The organism is Mucilaginibacter sp. UYCu711 (genome assembly GCF_050433825.1).
Classification (GTDB): domain Bacteria; phylum Bacteroidota; class Bacteroidia; order Sphingobacteriales; family Sphingobacteriaceae; genus Mucilaginibacter.
The window spans coordinates 58,316-77,352 of sequence record NZ_JBNPWM010000014.1 but is presented as its reverse complement, the minus strand read 5'-3'; the positions used below and the strand labels follow the sequence as shown (position 1 = coordinate 77,352).

Genomic DNA, 19,037 nt, shown 5'->3' with positions numbered 1-19,037 from the left:
TGATAAGCTATTGATTTTCAATTTGAGAAAAACTTTAAGTTTAAATTAAAACAGTGTTTAAAAGCGGTGAATTACTAAACGTGACTTATTATTACGGTAACACTGAGTTAACATACGCACGATATTTTTGCAGAAAAAATATTTTCACGTGAAAAAAAATATCAGCACAGTAACCGCATCCATCAGCTTTTTGATCGTATTTCTTGCAAACACGCTTAGCTATGCACAAACGCCGGGTAGAATCGCCGGTAAGATTTTAGATAAGAAAACAGGCGAAACACTAATCGGCTCAACCGTTTCAATCCAGGGCGCAGCAAAAGCCACAGCTACCAACGTGGAGGGCCGTTACTTGTTGACGGGCATCGCACCGGGAAAATATACGCTGTTGATCAGCTATATTGGCTATCAGACCAAGGAAATTTCTGAGGTAGAAGTTAAATCAGGCGAGGTTACTACGCTGGATGCCGCGCTAGGCGAAAGCGCGGGCACTGCACTGAAAGAAGTGAAGATTACCGGAACGTTCCGCAGGGAATCAGTTTCCGCACTTTATGCGCAGCAAAAAAATAGCGTTCAGATATCAGACGGTATCTCAGCAGATGTTATTAAAAAATCTCCGGATCGTAACACCAGCGATGTGCTGAAACGCGTAAGCGGAACCAGCGTACAGGACGGTAAATTTGTTATCGTCCGTGGTCTGTCAGAGCGTTATAATAGTAATTTATTAAACAATGCACAGTTGCCAAGTTCTGAGCCGGATAAAAAAGCATTCGCATTTGACATTATCCCTTCCAGCTTGATTGACAATATTGTGATTTACAAATCAGGCTCTCCTGACTTACCAGGCGATTTTTCAGGCGGTTTGATCAAAACCAATACCCGCGATATTCCTGACAGCCGGATACTTGATGTATCGGTAAACGCAGGTTATAATTCAAAAACCACTTTTAAAAATAACTTCATCAGTCCGCAGCCACATGGCAGTTACGACTTCCTGGGTTTCGATGACGGTTCACGCGATTTGCCGACCGCTTATGCCAACCGGACCAAATCCTATACCAATTTACCGGACGACCAAAAGCTGGCCATTACACAAAAGTTCCCTAACAACTATAGTGTTGAGACCGGTAAAACAAGCTTGCCTAATATTGGGTTCCAGTTCACAACCGGTAATTCAAAAACGCTGAAAAATGATAATCGTTTAGGTTACAATTTCAGCTTAAATTACGCTACTTCACACAATGTTACGGAAGGTAACCGTATTGGCTACAACCCTGGAAGTGCAGGTCTGACAACGCCTAATTATAGCTACGATCGCAATGACTTCGCAAACGCGAAACGTTTGGGTGGCTTATTAAACTTCGCTTACATCTTCGGTAAAAGTAAGATCGCTTTCAGGAATTTGTACAATAATGACTTTACCATTGATTACGAGCAAACCAGCAACGGATTAATTTATGGCACTCAGACCCCTACCTCGTATCGCGGTTATTCAATAGAAACCACACAAAATGGGTTGTACTCTTCGGTTTTAGAAGGCAAACATAATATTGGCACCAGAAATATCATAATCGACTGGAACCTTTCTTATGGTTTATCTTACCGTAATCAGCCTGATCAACGGATCGTAACAGTTTATACCCCGGCGAATCAACCAGAATATATTTCTTTATCGAGCCAAAACAGCCCTAAGCCAAATGACCTGGGTCGTGTTTATTCTTCGTTAACTGAAAACATCTACGGTGGAAGCGCCGATATCACCTATCCTTTCAAATGGTTGGGGCAGTCTCAAAAATTAAAAGCAGGCGGATTAGTAAATTACCGCGACCGCAGCTTTACTATTGATGCATTAGGTTATACAGATGCCAACGGTTTTGGTAACCGGTCTGTGGCTTTTGCTAACGGCATCACCAATGACAATATATTCAGCCCGGAGAGTATTAAAACGAACGGATTAGTACTGAATAAACTGGATCAAAGTTCGACGAATTATGACGGCACCGCTAACTTGGATGCAGGTTACTTGATGCTGGATAATAAATTTACCGATAAACTTCATTTGAGCTGGGGAGCACGTATGGAAAGATACAATCAAATACTGAACGCACCTGGGAAAAAAGAGGTAAACCTCGATAATACCGACGTTCTACCATCAGCCAACCTAACTTATAACCTGACTGAAAAGGTTAACCTTCGCGCTTCATTTTTCGATGCAGTCAATCGTCCCGAATTCAGGGAACTGGCAGATTTCCGGTATTTTGATTACCAAAGTAACTATACTATAATCGGTAACCCTTTACTAAGAAGAAGTACCAGCAGCAACGCCGATGTCCGTTTTGAATATTTCCCTTCGGGCGGTGAAGTTTTATCCGTATCCGGTTTCTATAAAAAATTCATTGATCCTATTGAACAGATCCAACTTGATAACGATCAGCTTTCATACCAGAACGCGGTAAATGCAAAAGATATCGGTGTGGAATTTGAGTTAAGGAAAAATTTAAACTTTATAAGTGACGGCTCAATCTTTAAAAACTTTACATTTTATGTGAATGCTTCTTATATTAACGCTAAAGTAACGCTAAGAGATATCAACAATCAGCCTTATTCGGCATCCACGCCATTGCAAGGCCAATCTCCTTACTTGATAAATTCAGGCTTATATTATACTAACAATAAAGGTGACTTTTCTTTTAATGTACTTTATAACCGTATTGGTGAACGACTGAAATATCGTGGCGTGCAGGGAAGCGTTGATACTTACGAAAAGCCACGCGATGTAATTGATTTCCAGATCAGTAAAAAATTAACTACACGTGCTGAACTAAAACTGACATTGTCTGATCTTTTAGCGCAAACGTCAGCCTATTACTTTAATTATGGTAACGCTAACAGAACAGTTTACACCGCAGGCGAGGATAAGATTATACAAAATCGTTATACAGGAACTTCAGCAGTGCTATCGTTCAGATATAACTTCGGTTTAGCCAAGTAAAAACCATTAACATAAAAGGCCCTATTTGATAACATTGAGTTTAATTCTTGTTAACATTAGGGCCCTATTTTCGCTTTTATATTAAACAAATCGATAAAATGAAAAAAAGTATTTATTTATTAGGCTTTGCAGCCCTGTTAGGGATTGTATCCTGTAAGAAAACCAAAAATGACGATATTATAGTCAACACGAACACTAAATTTGATGTTAGGGGTTCTATTACCAAAGATACACACTGGACAGCAGGCAACACCTATCGTTTACGTGGTTATGTTTATGTTGAAAGTGGTGCGACATTGACTATTGACGCTGGAACCAAAATCACCAGCAATAAAGATTCAGCAGGTGTTTTAATCATCTATAAAGGTGCAAAAATTAATGCTGCCGGTACCGCAGACAAACCTATTGTTTTCACTTCTGCCGAAACCAGCAAACAACCCGGCGATTTCGGTGGTGTAGTTTTAGTAGGATTAGCTACCGGTAATGGCAACCACGCTGTACTTGAAGGTGGTGTTGACGTTGCTCACCAATTATTTGGTGGTACTAACGACGCCGACAATTCAGGTGTATTACAATATGTACGTATTGAATACGGTGGCAAAGCGGTTAACCCGGGTGATGAGGTTAACGGTTTGAGTATGTATGCTGTTGGCAGCGGTACTACTGTTGACCACATTGAAGTAATCCGTGGCTTAGACGATGCTTTCGAATTCTTTGGCGGCTCATTCAATGCTAAATACCTGATTGCTTACAACAGCGCGGATGATGATTTTGACATGGATGATGGATATCATGGTAAAATCCAATTCGCGGTATCAATCAAAGACCCGGCCTTTACAGATAATAAAGGTACAACCGGCGATATATCAAATAACTTTGAAGTAGATAATACTACAGATGCTAAAGGTTACCTTTCAATTCCGGTTACCTTCCCTACACTGTCAAACTTTACCGCAATTGGCCCTAACAATGCAGCCGGTACTTCAACCGATTATGGTTATGGTATGCGCTGGAGAAGGGGTAGCAAATTTATCCTGGCTAACTCAATCGTAATGGGCGGCCAAAAAGCTGGTATGGATATAGATAATGACGTTACCGCACAATTTTATATTGATGGTGTAAGCGGCTTCAAAAACAGCTTACTACAATCATACGGTGCAAACTATAATGTTGACCCTGCAAAATTGATAAATACTGCTTTATTGAACGCAGCTGGTTTAAAAACTTTAGTTGAAGGTCGTGATGGTTCAAAATCTTATGCAGTGGCAACTGATATCGGTTTGACTGATCCTTTCAACAACCAGGCACCAAACTTATTGCCTAAAACTGGTTCTCCTGCTTTAACTGGTGCTTCATTTTCAGCAACTGCTTTGAGTGATGCTTTCTTTACTAAAGTAACTTATGTAGGTGCAATTGACCCTGCTAATGACTGGACAAAAGCTGCCTGGACTTCATTCGGAAGATAATATCCTAAACTAATATAAAAACGAAGAAAGGCCCCCGAAATACTCGGGGGCCTTTCTTCGTTTTATAAATGACAAATTAGTTAATCCGGATATAAAAGATACTTTGCCCTAATAGCCTTAAACTTTTTCAATCCCGGTTCCCAACTTTTTCTGATCTCAGCTTCAGGTATGCCTGCTATGATCTGCTTTCTTAGCTCATCTGTACCTATACGCAGATCAAAGGCAGATACACCATTGTCCCGTTCCTTAGCGAAAAAATTGGCTTTGTCCGGATAAGCGTTATAAAGTTGAATTACCCATGATAGATTGATCTGGCGGCTCTTCCTTAGTTTGCTTACATCATAGCCCCGAAGATCAAGGCCATAACAAGTAGAGTCCTTTTGGTTAGGGCTTTCACTCATTCCGGGGATACTTACCGGTTTGTAAGAAAATAAATATTTGCCCTTCAATGCCGGTGCCCCTAAAATAGTGAATGGCATATAAGTACCGCGGCCTTCATTAATAGCTGTCCCTTCAAACATACATAGGCTCGGGAAAAGCATTACAGCTTGCTGCGTATTTAAATTTGGTGAGGGATGTACCGGTAGCACATAAGGCATGTCATGATTGTAATTGGCAACTTTTATAATATTTATTTTGCATTGCTCCTTAAGATATCCTTCGCCGTTAAGGTATTGGGCAAATTCTCCTATTGTCATGCCATGGGTCATGGGCGTATAGTGCATCCCGATGCCCGATTTAAATTTATCATCGGTAAGTACCGGCCCGTCTATCACATATGCATTAGGATTCGGTCTGTCAAGAATCAACAGTTCTTTATTATTTTCTGCACAGGCCTGCATCACACGTTCAAGCGTATTGATATTGGTGTAAAAGCGACAGCCTACATCTTGAATATCAAAGATCATAAGGTCTATATCTGCTAACTGCTCTTTTGTTGGTTTCTGGTTTTTACCATATAAAGATATGATGAGGACGCCGGTTTTAGGGTCTTTTTCATCGCCCACCGCAGCTCCATTACTGGCATTTCCTCTAAAACCATGCTCAGGCCCAAACACTTTTACAATGTTAATTCCAAGGCTCAACAAACTATCCACGCTGCTTTTCTTGCCGATTATGGAACTCTGATTTGCAACTATGCCAATTCGTTTTCCTTTTAGATAAGGCAAATATTTTTCCGTCTGATCGGCACCTGTAATAATTCGGCGTTTATTTGATATACTTTGGGTTGACGCATTTTGTGCGGCAACTTGAATGTTGCTCATCGCCAGAAGCGCTAAAAAAACTATAGGAGTAAATCTCATCGTTTTAGAAATTTTAGGTCTTAATTATTATTAGTGATATTAAATATCTCCAAGCCTCAAGGCTAAATTAGTAAATCTGCCTGAGTAGCAGGTATGCACTGCACTTGTATGTTAATAATTAGCAGTTAGGCTATCCTGCTTGCGGCATGTTTGTTTGCCCGCGCAATTCTTTAATTTCCATCTCGAAGGCTCGCATGCGGGCGTGCAGGATATCCAGCTCGGTACGCATCATTTGGATCTCGGTGATCAGCTTTGGCGATTCGGCCATGTTTAGTTTTTTTTCGCCGGTGCCTAATATTAACCAATCGGGCGAATATTTTAACTGATAGCAAAGCTTACTGATAAGGTAATAACTTACCTCCTGCTTCTTATTAATCACCTTGCTTATAAAACCCTGGTCGACCCCAATAGCGTTTGCAAGCGCTAACTGGCCGCCATGATCTTTAACAATAATTTTTATACGCTTTAGTATACCCTCGTCTGCCATACAATGCAATTATAAGCAAAGTAGGATATAGTAGGTATACCTTTGCAAAGAAATTATGCAGTAACCTTAAGTTTGTTGGCTTTCTCTAAAAGGTCAAAAAGTTGCTCGTCATATGTACGAAGCGTTATCTTTTTACTGGCATAATCTTTCTCCAGCTTTTCATGTTCTTTTATAAGGGCCGCTTTGGTGGCGTTAGTAGTAACCTGGTTAGTGCCTGCCAGTGGTTTTATGCCACCATCATACAGAATATCAGCTAAAGCTTTGTTTTTCTTTTCAACAGCTTTCATCAAAAAAATAGGTTGCGTATCTCCGGATGCTTCCAGAAAATTTTTCAGCTTATTTTTTTGCTTTTGATGATTAAGAACAATAATAGCAAGTATCAATATTACACCGCCAACTACGTAAAAGTTTACATCCATAAATTACATTCTGATTAATGCCTTAAAAGTATAAATTTAAAACCTATAGTTACAGTATTTTCCAGCATGTATTTAAATGTGTCCTTGATTAGTCCACTATAATACAACCTATATGTCATCAAAAGCCCCCGCGATCGCCTGAGGTATTAAGATAAGTTAATGCAGTGTTATATATCTCCAGGTCTTTACCCGCTACCCACCTTAATGAAATAGCGATATCCTTCCCATGATCTGATTCCCATTTTAACCGGACCACCATTATCCGGGCGCTCCTGGTACGCGTAAGTTCGACACACTGGATATCGTGCCAGTTAATGGTGATATTGCGCAGATAGTCTATTAGTTCGGTGTCGGTAAATTCAAGAATAGTTTCTTTCTTTAAAGCGGGGATTAAACGCCTGGTTATTACTACCACCAGCATTAATGCTACAAACACCAACACCCCACCAAACAACCACAAATTAAACCGGTCATTGGTATAATAGGCCCCATATATATTTGATGCAGACAAGACCCCTAAAACAAGCAACATAATAATGGTGACAATGCCATTGTTTAAGCTGTACCTATAACGTTTAGGAGGATCCATTAATGGTTATGTTTTTTATGGATATCCTTAACTAAACAAAGCTTTTTAATGTCGGCTATCTTTATAACAAAGGGCGCATATTTAAGCTGGTTGCCCACCATTTCGGTAGTATTATCAGAGTGCGCAATAACCTCGTCTTCGTTATTGCCTAATAAAAGGCGTTTGTACATGCGGTAATCGCCCCACTCAATATAATAAACCTCGCCCGGTAATATTTTTTTATCATGAATAACCTTTAAAGCCACCCAGCAACCGTTTTCAAGATAGGGGTACATAGAGTGCCCCCAAACCGGCAAAGCAAAATCACAATCCTCAATACCCGGGAAATTCATCCGGCCTACAGATTGGGTATCGTTAATATCGTTATAAACTTCGACACCAGACGCTGTCGCTGTAATCTCATACATAGGTATCCCCTCGGCCACTTTTGATACCGGCACAGTATGCCCGTAGGCGGTACCGGCAATAAAATCTTTATATTTTTCTTTAAAGATCTTGAATTTTTCGGGATCGATGTTTTGACGGCTCTTAATGATCTCGGTAATAGAAGCAGGCGAATTAAACCCAAGTACGTCGGCCAATTGGGCGTTGCCACTAAATGCCTTTCCCCTAAGTTGATTATACAAAATAATAAACTCCAGGGTTTCAGGACGAACGGTTTTAATCTTATTGGTTTTTTCGGGAGATTCCATAATGTGCAAAACTTTTTTACTAATTTCTTTAGTATAATACAGATTTTTCTTTATATTTGTATTCCAATTCTCAACGAATCTAATACTTAATTACATACAAACCAAATAAATAATAAAGAAAATACAGCATAATGAGTAAAGAAATAAAGCAAACAACAGAAAAGTGGCAGTTGCACGTATACACGTAGCCCATAAAAGCGACCATACATGCCCATACTACTAACATTTTAAAGAATAATAATACCTAAGCCAAATGCATATCGCTTACTCCGCAATACAAAACACAACTCCGCATAAGCCGGCAAACCAAGTCACCGCTATTCGTCAGCACAGCATCCGGCTTGAAGCCTACCAGGCTACCTGCAGCAAATACAGCAAAGAAATAGTTGCCATACAAAAATACATACCCGGGTGGCTTCCCACCTACCCTGTTCTTTAAACAATCTATTACCAAACCATATCAACCATCAAAATATATTGATGGTTAAAACTCTTTTTGAAATGATAAAGATTACACAAAAATTAAAAGATAAACTGTGGTGGATGATCATATCTGTTGATTATGATTACAGCCGAATTAGCGTAGCCGATCATGAGCTAAACGCCGACACCCTAACCATTTGGCTGGAAGATAAGCACGATTTCAAAAACTCGCTTGAAGAGTGCCTGCAGCTTGACATAACCACCAAACAATTTGCCAAAGTAATAAGAGCCGAAAATTTAAACAGCTACGAAGGAACAAAAATGCACCCGAAGAAAAATTTTATTTATAAGGCCCGCATAGAAATAAACGAACCGATAAGATGGTACCAGGAAGATGCTTCGGTTACCGAACAGCAATGGGCGCGCGAAGCTGTGGTTAAGACAATTTTAACGCAGTTGGTAGAAACCGAAATTGTTGATGAAAATATTTGGTAAATATTATGCCAAATAGCATATTAATCATAATTTATTTGTATCTTTGTAGTGTTAGTTCATCACCAGGAAAATAAGCTGATTATTTTATCAAAAGATTGAAGCTACCCTTAACGGTGGATGGCTCTTGTTTGCCATCTTTATTCATCATAACCGTAGTAAATGTACCCTTAGTAAGCACACTATCCTGCATGTAATTTACAAGACTGATTTTGTTCAACTCGCTGGGCCCGGAGGTTTTGCCTAATGTATACTCTACCGACTGTTTACCGGTATTAAATAATAACTGGCTGCCGGCTACAGTATTTGTAAGATCGGGCGCTGCAAAACCCGGCGAGCTGATACCGAAGCTCATGGTGTGTTGCTTATTAATAGCTGTAATGCCAAAATATTTATTGCTGTCGATATTTACATTGATAAAAGCGATGGAATCTTTAGCAGCATCAAACGTATAAGTTGAATCGCCCAGGGTTACGTTAAGCGAACCGCTAACTGCAAGGAAATTACCTGATGTATTACTGGTATCGGCCTTTACGGCAACTTTTTCTCCGGGTAAATCAACCGACTGGTCTTTCTGGCAGGATACTATCGCTACCGAAAACACTAAGGCAATTAAAATGAACCGTAAAAAACGCATTGGCTGATAGACTTTATAGAACAATATACGAAGATAATGGCTATAGAGTTGCGCAAAATGAAATTTAACAAAATTTAACTTAACCGTGTCAAAGCTCAAGTTGGCACAAGCACCAATTAATACCATTTACATTATGCCCAGATTTCCAGTTTTCCATCAGAAAGCCACACTTATTAATTTAATTGAAGACTATTTTACTAAAGCCTTAACCGATGACAAGTCAAAAAGCAAACATCATCAGCCGCCTACCATCACCGGCCTTGCTTTCCATTTAGGTTTTAAAAGCAAAGAACAGTTTGACGACTTTGAAAAAAGGGCTAGACTTCGCTCGATAATAACTCAAGCACGATTTAGAATAATGGCCTACTACGAAAGCCGGTTACACTACCCTTCTCCTGCCGGTGCCATATTCGCCTTAAAAAGTATGGGCTGGACCGATAAACCTAAAGCAGTAACTAAAAGACCACGCAGGATTAAATCCATCAAAGTGAACCTCGTGGAGACAGGCCCGCAACCTGCATCGTCAGAAAAAGAAGTACAACTATAATACATTAAATATGGCAGCTAAAAATTACGAAGCATCGGTTTTGTTTAAGCGCAACTATGCCTCTACCGCTCATATTGTAGTAAACCAGGGTGGCACCAGCTCGGGCAAAACCTACGCGATAGAGCAGGTGCTGTTTTGCCTGGCTTGCGAAAAAAACAAACAGGTTATAACAGTAGTTGGGCAGGATATACCAAACTTAAAATCAGGCGCTTTGCGCGATGCTTTAGCTATCTACAACAAATCACGCCAGTTAAAAAAGCTGGTAAAGAACTTTAACAAAACCGACAGGATATTTGAATTTCACAATGGATCAGTTGTTACAATTTATGGGCCGTGACAAAAACAGCACTCCGCCCTCGGTTCAAGCTCCCCCTAAAGAAGTTAAAATTGAAGGCACATATACCCAAACAAATAAACCATGAAAAAGAAAGCCATTTTAAGCCTGTGTACAGCAATGTTAATGCTTAGCGGGTGCGGAATATTCAAAAACAGAACAGTTCATGTATACAAGCTGGATAGCTTATTTAAGAGCGAAGAAACCAGCAAGGTAAATGAAAGTATTTCTCACATCGATACTGGTACTATAAAAACGATCGGAAATGTTAGAATTATAACTACAGCACGCGAAACCAATAGTTCTACAACCGAAACCTATATTACACCAACACCGGGCAAACCGTTTACGATTGGCCCTGATGGTACTTTTCATGGTGAGGCTCAATTAGTAAACACCAAAATTTATAAAAAACAGTCTAAGGATAAAAAGAAGGAAGTGGATGAACAAAAGCAAGTTGATGAGAAGAAAGGACTATCCAATCATTTTAAGAAGGATAGTAGCAATACCAAAAAACAGGAAACCCTGCTGCAAAAGAGAATCAAAGATAGTATGGCCAAACCCAATTATAATTGGATATTAATAGTGGCAGCCATTCTTGCATTTGTAGTGGCAGTTATCGGATTATATCGAAAATACACCTAACACATTAAAAAATAGGGAAATAACTGTCGTAGTTCCAACAAAGTATTCCCGACTTTATCAAATTAAAATCTTCCTTTTAGGTTGTAGAACTACCTTAGGTGTGCCCGGAACGAGATTCGAACTCGTACATCCTTACGAATGCCACCCCCTCAAGATGGTGCGTCTACCAATTTCGCCACCCGGGCTTTAATAGATATGAGTATGTAGATATGAGTGTTGAGACTTTATAACTCAAATACTCATATCTAATATCTAAAATGGATGTGCCCGAAGAGAGACTCGAACTCTCAAGAGACAATTCTCAACGGCTTCTGAGACCGCAACGTTTACCAATTTCGCCATCCGGGCTATAAAGCAGGTTGCAAATATAATTTTTCTGCAGTTAAAAAACATTAAAAGTGGATTTGCTTTATAAAAATGTTGATAAAGGTTAACTTAGGGAATTAATATTAATTATGAATAAAAAATCCGGATTAATTTTATTGCTTTTTACCCTATTAAGTTTTACTGTTATCGCACAAAAAGCCGCCCAGTCATTAATTGCAAATCATGTTGAAGTATTGCAGCAAGACAAACCCACCAGTATCCGCGGCCTATCAGTTGTTAATGACAATGTAGCATGGATAAGCGGTAGTAAAGGATATATTGCTGTAACAACGAACAGGGGCAAAACCTGGGCCTGGCAACAGGTCAAAGGGTTCGAAAAATCTGATTTTAGAGATATAGAAGCTTTTTCTGACAAAGAAGCTGTTATCATAAGTTCAGGCACGCCGGCTTTAATATTAAACACTACGGATGGCGGAATAAACTGGAAAGTAAATTATCGTAAGGATGATTCGGCTTATTTTTTGGATGCGATGGATTTTGACACGTCCAAACATGGTTTAGTTATGGGCGATCCGATTAATGATAAATATCTTTTATTAGAAACTAAAGATGGCGGCAATAACTGGAATGCATATAACGGTCCCGATGCAATCAAAAACCAAGCTGCATTTGCTGCAAGTGGTACCTGCCTGGTAACAAAAGGAATATTTGCTATTACAACCGGTGGAAGCGCTGCAGAAATCATTACAACCAATGGAACAAATTGGACACATCATAGTTTACCTGTTGTTCAAGGCAAAAGTACGCAAGGAGCTTTTTCCCTTGCAGTTTCAAGGAATCAGCTGATTGTTGTCGGCGGTGATTATCAAAACGACAAACGCCAGGATTCTACAGCATGTTATTCAAGCGACAAAGGTTTAAACTGGCATTTGGCCGATAGCTTTCCTGCTGGGTATCAATCATGTGTGGAGTTTATCCAACAGGGCACTTTTCTTTCAACGGGTACTTCTGGCACCAATATTACTATAAATGGAGGTAAAGACTGGGTTAAAATTGATGACGCAAGTTATAACGTTTGTCGCAAAGCAAAACACGGAACCGTGGTATTATTAGCCGGCGACCGTGGAAGAATTGGGATTTTAAAAATGTAGCTAACTGTAAATGAAGTGCTTAATAATAATGTAAAATAAATTAAAATAAGGCTTGCACACATAGCTAAATACTCCTATATTTGCACCACTTTAAACGGAAACGGTTAAGGATTTCGTAGCTCAGCTGGTAGAGCATAACACTTTTAATGTTGGGGTCCTGGGTTCGAGTCCCAGCGGGATCACGAGACAGACAAAAATACCAGAGTTTGTCACCTGTTTTTAAAGTCAGAAAAGGCGCCTTATGGCGCCTTTTTACGTTTAAGAAAATTCCGAACAATCAAACAATATAATTCCCTAAACTGTGAATATCACTAACAAAAAAGAGCACTTCCGTGCTCTTTACCAATTATATGGCAGGACTGCCGTTTAGGAGGCATTGTTTTTATTTTATTAATATTTGTCTGTCGGCTGTGCACTCATATTAAGTGTAAGTTTGCCGCCTTTTACCAAGTCGGCAAATGTTATGAAAGGCGTATGCAGCTTCCTATTATTGAGCGTAAAGCTTTTGACATACCTATTAGCTTGCGAGTTATTCTTAGCCTCGATAACAAATTGATTGCCCGTATAATATTTTTTATTGAGTTTAATAGTGATCTTATTAAACAACGGGCTGCCTAAACCAAGTGTTGGTTTTATATCTGTCAATCCTTTAACGTCAAATAAACCCATGCTTGATATTACATACCACGCGCCTAATTGCCCCTGATCTTCGTCCTGCCCATATCCATAGCCATGAACACCTTCTGTACCATAAAACTCGTTACAGATAGTACGTACCCACTTTTGGGTTAAGGATGGTTTACCCGAATAGTTAAACAGCCATGAAATATGCAGGTTAGGTTGATTACCCTGGTTATAAAGCCCTTCAAGGCCCGAGAAAGCGTCGATCTTGGTGCCGCCGCCAAATGCTTGTTTTTGCGATAGCATGAATATACTGTCCAATCGAGCATTAAAACTATCCTTACCAATCTTTGATATTAGTCCAACCGGGTCATGTGGCACATAGTAAGTATATTGTATGGCATTACCTTCCTGAAAACCGCGCCATGCCTGCGATGGTTTAAAATTGCTTATAAACTGGCCATCAGCAGTTTTTGGATGCATCAATTTTAGCTTAGGATCGAATATACTTTCCCAACCTTTTGAGAGGCGCATCAACTCTTTATAATCGGCCTGTTTGCCCAACTGTTTCGCCATTTGTGCTACAGCATACGAGCTAAACGAATACTCCAAAGTATGCGAAGCCGAATACTGCCACAACTCGCCACTACCCTTGCCGCTATCCAGGTGATTTACGTAGCCATATTTCACAAACCTGTCTACATCCATCTTGCCTGCTCCATGCGGACGATTGTTATCATCAGTCTCATTTTTTAATGCTGCAGCATATCCGGTTTTAATATCAAAATCACGTATGCCTACATTATAAGCGCTTGCAATAATTAAGCTCACAAAGTTTGTCCCTACACCCGATACATACTTACTGTTGGCAATACCATCAGCCAGCCAGCCAGAGTCTTTATAGATTAAAAGCTGGCTCTTAACGTACTCAGAATAATATTCAGGATAGGCAATTGCCCAAAGCTGTGTCAGGTTCCAGAAAGCGCCCCAGATAGCATCGGTATTATAATGATTATGGATTGGCTTGCCATCTTTACCCAACGTGATGTGGCCTACGGTGCCGTCATTTTTTGGATAAGCGCCATTTACATCACTTGCCAGTCCGCGACCAGCAAGAGCATGGTATAAACCAGTGTAAAACTTAACTTTATCTTCTTTAATCGGCGATTCAACTTCTATACGGTGCAGGTAATCGTTCCACTCTGTGTAAGTTTTCTTCTTAACCGCATCAAAAGTTAAACCGGTTGCCTCTGTCTGCAGGTTTAAGCGTGCGTTTGCTATTGATGTATAAGATAAGCCTGCTTTTATAGTTATACTTTCCCCAGCTTTGGTATTAAAACTTAGGTACAAGCCTGCTCCTTTACCGCTTGCTTCTTTTTGTCCTGAAGCTGTTTGTTCGCCATGAAACGTACCATAGCTGGTTGGCTTTTTATCAACCACTGCCGAGAAATACATTTCAACCTGTGCTCCAGGTTGGTATTTAAGTACGTAAACCGGCCGGGTAATTACATACCCTTCTATCCTGCCATCAGCCGTCATATATACTTTGGCATCTTTAACCTCACCGCTTTCGCCCGCTTTATTTCCTATGTCAAATAAAATATGCGACTCATTACTGGCTGGAAAAGTATAACGATGATAGGCTACACGCTTGGTAGCGGTAAGCTCGGCTTTTATATTATATTCTTTTAACAATACCGAATAGTACCCTGCTGTCGCTTTTTCATCCTTCCTGTCAAATTCAGAACGATAGCCATTTTCGGGTTCAGTTAGTTTCCCAGGGACGGTTTGAAGCTTACCGGTAATTGGCGCAAACACCACACCCCCTACCTGGAACTCATGAAAATTAGCAAACCCTTCAATAGAATGGTCGCGGTAATCATATCCCACAGCATCCCAACCATGCGCATTGCCGTTATGGGCATTTGTTGAGGGTCCTGGTTTTGCCATGCCAAAGGGCGCAGCGCCCGGCGTGAAGAAAAACCAACGCGAATGCGCCGTTCCAATAAGCGGATCGACATATTTGGTCAAATCTGTTTGCTGAGCATAGGTATTTGTAGATAGAACAGCAGCAAACAAAGCAAAACTCGCCCACTTAACCGGGCATATAATTCTCTTTAACATATTTTAATGTATAGGTATATGTTGATCATCCTGCTGACGCTCTGCAGCATCAACACCTTTTTCTTTCCAGTAATTTTCTATATGCTCTAACGACTGCCCTTTTGTTTCCGGGAGCAATTTATATACAACGATAAATGCTACCACACAGAAGAATGAGAAGAACCAAAAAGTCCCTGCGCTTCCAATTTCTTTTAACAGTATTGGTGTCAGCTGGCCTACAATAGTGTCAGCTATCCACATTACCATAATGCTGATGGCTAAAGCCCGCCCCCTGATAGCATTAGGGAATATCTCTGACGCCACCACGAATTTTAGTGGGCCAATTGAAAAAGCAAAACAAGCCAGGAATGCTAATACGCATACCAATAACCATATACTGGCTGTGGCACCGTAATAGAAGCATAGCCCGGTAGCTAACAAGGTTAAAGCAGCGCCGGCAGTACCCCATAAATATAATGGTCGACGCCCCCAGCTATCTACTTTCCAAATAGCTATTAATGTAAACAGCATATTTGCCGCACCAAAAATGATCTGGCTTATTAGCGAATTACTTAATGAGATGCCCGCATTACTTAAAATGCTTGGCCCGTAATAGATAATAGCATTAATACCGCTGAACTGTGAGAATAATGGCAGCAAAATACCTATCAATAAAGCTTTACGCATGCCGGGTGCAAAAAGCTCGCTGTATGATCCCTGCCTGTGTACAACAGATTGTTCGGCTACTTCCTCTTTATCGAATCCGGTTATTCTTTTTTTGATGGCGATGCCTTCCTGCTCTCTGCCGTTTTGGATAAGCCATCGCGGGCTTTCGGGCACAATGAATATACCAGCTAAAAACATGCAGGCTGGTATAGCGCCTATACCAAGCATTAACCGCCAGATCTCATTATGAAATAGTGAAGTTTGTGCCGCCCCTGTAGTGTAGCTAACTAAACCAGCGTTTGTTAAGTAGGCAACCAAAATACCAAAGGTTATAGCAAACTGGTAATAAGTTACCAGGCTACCCCTTATTTTGGCCGGGGCTATTTCTGAAATGTATAAAGGCACAACGTTAGATGCGATACCAATGCCGATACCACCTAACAATCGCGAAGCAATTACTAACGATAATGAAGGTGCAAAGGTGCAGCCCAGGGCCGACAGCAAGAATAGTACTGCCGCTAACAACAATGGCTTTTTCCTGCCTATTCGGTCGCTTAGCTCGCCTGAAAAAGCTACGCCTATAATACAGCCAACCAGGGCACATGATACAAACCAGCCCTCTTGCGCTGCTGTTAATCCAAACTGTTTTTCAATAAGCGGCAATACGCCCGAAATAACAGCCATGTCAAACCCGAACAAGAAACCACCAAGCGAAGCTACAATGGTAATAGTACTCAGGCTAATGCTTTTTCCTTCTTTCATAATTATTGGTTTATCAGGTAATTGGTTCTTCTCTTCTCAAATTCTATTTTTCAATAGGCGACATTGACGGTGGCGCATCCGTTGGTTTGCTTCCCCATTTCATATTTGGTTTTGGCCCCATAACCAAAACTAAATGCCCGCCATTTACCGCATCTTCATGATAGATCCACGGCTTAGTTAACGGTTTACCGTTAAACGCGGCCGACTGAATGTATTTATTTACTGCCGAAGTATTTTTAGCTTCGATAGTAAAGGTTTTGCCTTTGTAGTAATGGTTATCTAAGGTGATGGTTGTTTTAGCGAATAACGGGCTGCCAATTTCATAAAATGGTTTGGTTGACGAGCCGCCATCAGTTTCAAACAGGCCCATTGCTGCCATTACATACCAAGCACCCATCTGGCCTTCATCTTCATCGCCTAACCAGCCATGGTATGGTGTAGAGCCATAATATTTGGTCATGATCTCGCGGGTCCATTTTTGGGTAAGCCACGGTTTGCCCGAGTAGTTAAACAACCACGCGGCCTGCATATTTGGTTGGTTACCGTGGTTAACCGGCACCAGGTCATACATGTCACCATCAGCATTAAAGCTAAATTTTGATGATTTAACAAAACCTTCATCAAGCCTGTTATTAAACTCGTCCCTGCCCATCAGGTTAATAATACCTTGTACGTCGTGCGGTTTAAAAAAGCTGTACTGCCAGGCATTACCTTCTAAATAGCCGGGACCATTAAATGCGGTGCAGCAAAGCGGGCTCCAATCTTTTACCCAGGTACCGTCGCGATGTTTCATGCGGATATATTTAACTGATGGATCCCATACCTTTTTAAAGGCATCGGCACGTTCCATAAACATATCGGCCTCTTTAGTATGGCCCAAAGCTTTGGCAAACTGCCCCACACACCAATCATCATAGGCATACTCTAACGAGTTTGATACCTGTCCTTCTTCGTTAGGTACATAACCCAACTCTAAGTATGATTTATAATATTTATTGCCGGCAAAGCCTCCCTCAGGGGTTACTACACCCGGCGTAGTTTGCTGGTGCATCATGGCTTCAAAAGCCAGGTTAGCATCAAAATCGCGTATACCTTTTTGATAAGTGCTGGTAATTAAAGCGATTTCATGCGATGCTTCCATAATTCCCGAATACTCTATGCCTGCAGGCCCTTTTGGCAACCAGCCACCGGCCTTGTAAATTTCAAGGAATGAGCGGGTCCATTTGCTGGCGACATCAGGGTTTACCAGCGTCCAAAGCTGGTTAAGGTTCCAGAAAGTGTTCCAAAATGCATCCGAACCTAAGATCGGCGAATTAGGATCAGATTGTCTTTCTTTTTCATTAGGATCAATCCATTTGCCGTTAACATCACTCCAGGTGGTGCGCGCTACGTATGAGCGGTATAGGTTGCTGTAAAATTTCTTTTTATTTTCTTCGGTACCGCCATCTACTTTTATCTTACTTAACAGGTTGTTCCAGGTTGTGCGGGCATTATTGTGTACCGCTGCAAAACTCCATTTAAACGGATCCATTTCTGTTTTTAAGTTCAAGCGGGCCTGGTCTATACTTACCAGTGATATGGCAGTTTGCAGTTGTATAACCTCGCCTTTTTCCGTTTTAAAATCAGCGTAAGCGCCCATTTTACCTTTGCCTGATAACTCTTTAATATCTTTGGATATTTTATTACCTACCCAGCCGCCAAAACCTTTCATTGGCTTATCAAAACGGGCAATAAAGTGTACGGTATATTCCTGCCAGCCCCACTTTTGGTGCGAGTAGCCCTCAATCTCGGTATCGCTTACTTTAGTAAATTTAGCATCTAAGATCTCGGCTGTATTTTCGAAAGGTACATCAAGGTTAAATAAGATATGTGCCTCTAAATCTGTTGGATAAGTAAACTTGAACATTCCGGCACGGGTAGTGCTGGTTAATTCGGTCGTGATGTCGCCATTCATCAGCTTAACACCGTAGTAGCCAGGGCTTGCTTTTTCTGTTTCTTTGTAGATGCGTGAGCGGTAACCGGTCGTCCAGCCGGTGGTTGGGTTATCTGCCGAGCCGCGTTTGACATTTAACACGCCTACTGTAGGCATTACCGACAGGCCGCCCATTGTCCACGAGTGGATATGGCTAAAGCCTCCAATATTGTTCAGAGAATACTCGTAGCCCGATTTCCAAACAGCCTCCTGGTTATCAGGCGCCAATTGAACCATTCCGAAGGGCATAGTTGCGCCCGGGTTCAACATCCAGCGCGATTCAGAAGTTCCTAATAACGGATCGGCATAATCTACCGGAAGTTTTTGTTGTGCATTTATTGTCAATAAAGCTGTGCAGAGCAACGCCAGGGTTAACAAAGATTTTTTTATGATTGATATCATGATAATATA

Annotated in this window: 17 protein-coding genes and 3 tRNA genes; 9 read left to right on the top strand and 11 right to left on the bottom strand. The window is 40.8% G+C overall.

Annotated elements, in window-relative coordinates; all coding sequences use genetic code 11:
* The first annotated feature begins 148 nt into the window (after positions 1–148).
* Both ABIB50_RS24830 and ABIB50_RS24825 read left to right on the top strand, forming a co-directional pair.
* On the top strand, positions 149–2,989 hold the full coding sequence (locus ABIB50_RS24830) for a TonB-dependent receptor domain-containing protein (protein WP_429384308.1): 2,841 nt from the start codon (positions 149–151) through the stop codon (positions 2,987–2,989).
* 98 nt (positions 2,990–3,087) lie between these two features.
* Positions 3,088–4,455: a hypothetical protein gene (locus ABIB50_RS24825; protein WP_429384306.1), complete on the top strand. Its 1,368-nt coding sequence runs from the start codon at positions 3,088–3,090 to the stop codon at positions 4,453–4,455.
* Between the two features lie 80 nt (positions 4,456–4,535).
* Here the strand turns inward: ABIB50_RS24825 and ABIB50_RS24820 are convergent, their stop codons facing one another.
* The 5 genes from ABIB50_RS24820 to ABIB50_RS24800 form a co-directional block, all read right to left on the bottom strand.
* The gene (locus ABIB50_RS24820; protein ID WP_429384303.1) at positions 4,536–5,720 is read right to left on the bottom strand and encodes an exo-beta-N-acetylmuramidase NamZ family protein; all 1,185 of its coding nucleotides are present in this window, start codon (positions 5,718–5,720) and stop codon (positions 4,536–4,538) included.
* Positions 5,721–5,889: 169 nt separating this feature from the next.
* Positions 5,890–6,246, bottom strand: a complete 357-nt coding sequence (locus ABIB50_RS24815) for a helix-turn-helix domain-containing protein (RefSeq protein WP_429384301.1) — start codon at positions 6,244–6,246, stop codon at positions 5,890–5,892.
* Positions 6,247–6,299: 53 nt separating this feature from the next.
* Positions 6,300–6,665, bottom strand: a complete 366-nt coding sequence (locus tag ABIB50_RS24810; RefSeq protein WP_429384300.1) for a hypothetical protein — start codon at positions 6,663–6,665, stop codon at positions 6,300–6,302.
* 118 nt (positions 6,666–6,783) lie between these two features.
* Positions 6,784–7,254 (bottom strand): hypothetical protein, encoded by a 471-nt coding sequence (locus ABIB50_RS24805; protein ID WP_429384298.1) that lies wholly within the window; start codon positions 7,252–7,254, stop codon positions 6,784–6,786.
* On the bottom strand, positions 7,254–7,946 hold the full coding sequence (locus ABIB50_RS24800) for a S24 family peptidase (RefSeq protein ID WP_429384296.1): 693 nt from the start codon (positions 7,944–7,946) through the stop codon (positions 7,254–7,256). The genes ABIB50_RS24805 and ABIB50_RS24800 overlap by 1 nt, the downstream gene beginning before the upstream one ends.
* A gap of 253 nt (positions 7,947–8,199) precedes the next feature.
* Here ABIB50_RS24800 and ABIB50_RS24795 point away from each other — a divergent pair, with 253 nt between their 5' ends.
* Both ABIB50_RS24795 and ABIB50_RS24790 read left to right on the top strand, forming a co-directional pair.
* On the top strand, positions 8,200–8,385 hold the full coding sequence (locus ABIB50_RS24795; protein ID WP_429384295.1) for a hypothetical protein: 186 nt from the start codon (positions 8,200–8,202) through the stop codon (positions 8,383–8,385).
* A 62-nt stretch (positions 8,386–8,447) separates the two neighbouring features.
* On the top strand, positions 8,448–8,864 hold the full coding sequence (locus tag ABIB50_RS24790; RefSeq protein WP_429384293.1) for a hypothetical protein: 417 nt from the start codon (positions 8,448–8,450) through the stop codon (positions 8,862–8,864).
* A 79-nt stretch (positions 8,865–8,943) separates the two neighbouring features.
* Here ABIB50_RS24790 and ABIB50_RS24785 read toward each other — a convergent pair whose 3' ends face one another.
* On the bottom strand, positions 8,944–9,498 hold the full coding sequence (locus ABIB50_RS24785; protein WP_429384291.1) for a hypothetical protein: 555 nt from the start codon (positions 9,496–9,498) through the stop codon (positions 8,944–8,946).
* 133 nt (positions 9,499–9,631) lie between these two features.
* Between ABIB50_RS24785 and ABIB50_RS24780 the strand changes: the two genes are divergently transcribed.
* The 3 genes from ABIB50_RS24780 (at position 9,632) to ABIB50_RS24770 (ending at position 11,024) form a co-directional block, all read left to right on the top strand.
* Positions 9,632–10,045 (top strand): terminase small subunit, encoded by a 414-nt coding sequence (locus ABIB50_RS24780; RefSeq protein WP_429384289.1) that lies wholly within the window; start codon positions 9,632–9,634, stop codon positions 10,043–10,045.
* Positions 10,046–10,055: 10 nt separating this feature from the next.
* Positions 10,056–10,382, top strand: a complete 327-nt coding sequence (locus ABIB50_RS24775; protein WP_429384287.1) for a hypothetical protein — start codon at positions 10,056–10,058, stop codon at positions 10,380–10,382.
* An 81-nt stretch (positions 10,383–10,463) separates the two neighbouring features.
* Complete coding sequence (locus ABIB50_RS24770; protein ID WP_429384286.1) at positions 10,464–11,024, top strand: hypothetical protein; 561 nt, start codon at positions 10,464–10,466, stop codon at positions 11,022–11,024.
* A 101-nt stretch (positions 11,025–11,125) separates the two neighbouring features.
* Here ABIB50_RS24770 and ABIB50_RS24765 read toward each other — a convergent pair.
* Positions 11,126–11,209, bottom strand: a tRNA-Leu gene (locus ABIB50_RS24765).
* 79 nt (positions 11,210–11,288) lie between these two features.
* Positions 11,289–11,372 (bottom strand) — tRNA-Leu (locus tag ABIB50_RS24760).
* A 107-nt stretch (positions 11,373–11,479) separates the two neighbouring features.
* Between ABIB50_RS24760 and ABIB50_RS24755 the strand changes: the two genes are divergently transcribed.
* Positions 11,480–12,502 (top strand): WD40/YVTN/BNR-like repeat-containing protein, encoded by a 1,023-nt coding sequence (locus ABIB50_RS24755; protein WP_429384284.1) that lies wholly within the window; start codon positions 11,480–11,482, stop codon positions 12,500–12,502.
* Positions 12,503–12,611: 109 nt separating this feature from the next.
* A tRNA-Lys gene (locus ABIB50_RS24750) sits at positions 12,612–12,684 on the top strand.
* A gap of 208 nt (positions 12,685–12,892) precedes the next feature.
* Here ABIB50_RS24750 and ABIB50_RS24745 read toward each other — a convergent pair.
* From ABIB50_RS24745 to ABIB50_RS24735, 3 genes are read right to left on the bottom strand one after another with little or no spacing between them, the layout of a single operon-like run.
* Positions 12,893–15,247, bottom strand: coding sequence for a GH92 family glycosyl hydrolase (locus tag ABIB50_RS24745; RefSeq protein WP_429384283.1), 2,355 nt, complete (start codon positions 15,245–15,247; stop codon positions 12,893–12,895).
* Between the two features lie 3 nt (positions 15,248–15,250).
* Positions 15,251–16,654 carry a sugar porter family MFS transporter gene (locus ABIB50_RS24740; RefSeq protein ID WP_429384282.1) on the bottom strand — a complete coding sequence of 468 codons (1,404 nt, stop codon included), beginning with the start codon at positions 16,652–16,654 and terminating at the stop codon, positions 15,251–15,253.
* Positions 16,655–16,697: 43 nt separating this feature from the next.
* Entirely contained in the window at positions 16,698–19,028 is a 2,331-nt protein-coding gene (locus tag ABIB50_RS24735) for a GH92 family glycosyl hydrolase (RefSeq protein ID WP_429384279.1), read from the bottom strand.
* Positions 19,029–19,037: the final 9 nt, after the last annotated feature.

Coding starts and splice junctions, on each gene's coding strand:
- ABIB50_RS24825 (WP_429384306.1), top strand. CDS start 3,088: ATGAAAAAAAGTATTTATTTATTAGGCTTTGCAGCCCTGTTAGGGATT.
- ABIB50_RS24820 (WP_429384303.1), bottom strand. CDS start 5,720: ATGAGCAACATTCAAGTTGCCGCACAAAATGCGTCAACCCAAAGTATA.
- ABIB50_RS24815 (WP_429384301.1), bottom strand. CDS start 6,246: ATGGCAGACGAGGGTATACTAAAGCGTATAAAAATTATTGTTAAAGAT.
- ABIB50_RS24810 (WP_429384300.1), bottom strand. CDS start 6,665: ATGGATGTAAACTTTTACGTAGTTGGCGGTGTAATATTGATACTTGCT.
- ABIB50_RS24805 (WP_429384298.1), bottom strand. CDS start 7,254: ATGGATCCTCCTAAACGTTATAGGTACAGCTTAAACAATGGCATTGTC.
- ABIB50_RS24800 (WP_429384296.1), bottom strand. CDS start 7,946: ATGGAATCTCCCGAAAAAACCAATAAGATTAAAACCGTTCGTCCTGAA.
- ABIB50_RS24795 (WP_429384295.1), top strand. CDS start 8,200: ATGCATATCGCTTACTCCGCAATACAAAACACAACTCCGCATAAGCCG.
- ABIB50_RS24790 (WP_429384293.1), top strand. CDS start 8,448: ATGATAAAGATTACACAAAAATTAAAAGATAAACTGTGGTGGATGATC.
- ABIB50_RS24785 (WP_429384291.1), bottom strand. CDS start 9,498: ATGCGTTTTTTACGGTTCATTTTAATTGCCTTAGTGTTTTCGGTAGCG.
- ABIB50_RS24780 (WP_429384289.1), top strand. CDS start 9,632: ATGCCCAGATTTCCAGTTTTCCATCAGAAAGCCACACTTATTAATTTA.
- ABIB50_RS24775 (WP_429384287.1), top strand. CDS start 10,056: ATGGCAGCTAAAAATTACGAAGCATCGGTTTTGTTTAAGCGCAACTAT.
- ABIB50_RS24770 (WP_429384286.1), top strand. CDS start 10,464: ATGAAAAAGAAAGCCATTTTAAGCCTGTGTACAGCAATGTTAATGCTT.
- ABIB50_RS24755 (WP_429384284.1), top strand. CDS start 11,480: ATGAATAAAAAATCCGGATTAATTTTATTGCTTTTTACCCTATTAAGT.
- ABIB50_RS24745 (WP_429384283.1), bottom strand. CDS start 15,247: ATGTTAAAGAGAATTATATGCCCGGTTAAGTGGGCGAGTTTTGCTTTG.
- ABIB50_RS24740 (WP_429384282.1), bottom strand. CDS start 16,654: ATGAAAGAAGGAAAAAGCATTAGCCTGAGTACTATTACCATTGTAGCT.
- ABIB50_RS24735 (WP_429384279.1), bottom strand. CDS start 19,028: ATGATATCAATCATAAAAAAATCTTTGTTAACCCTGGCGTTGCTCTGC.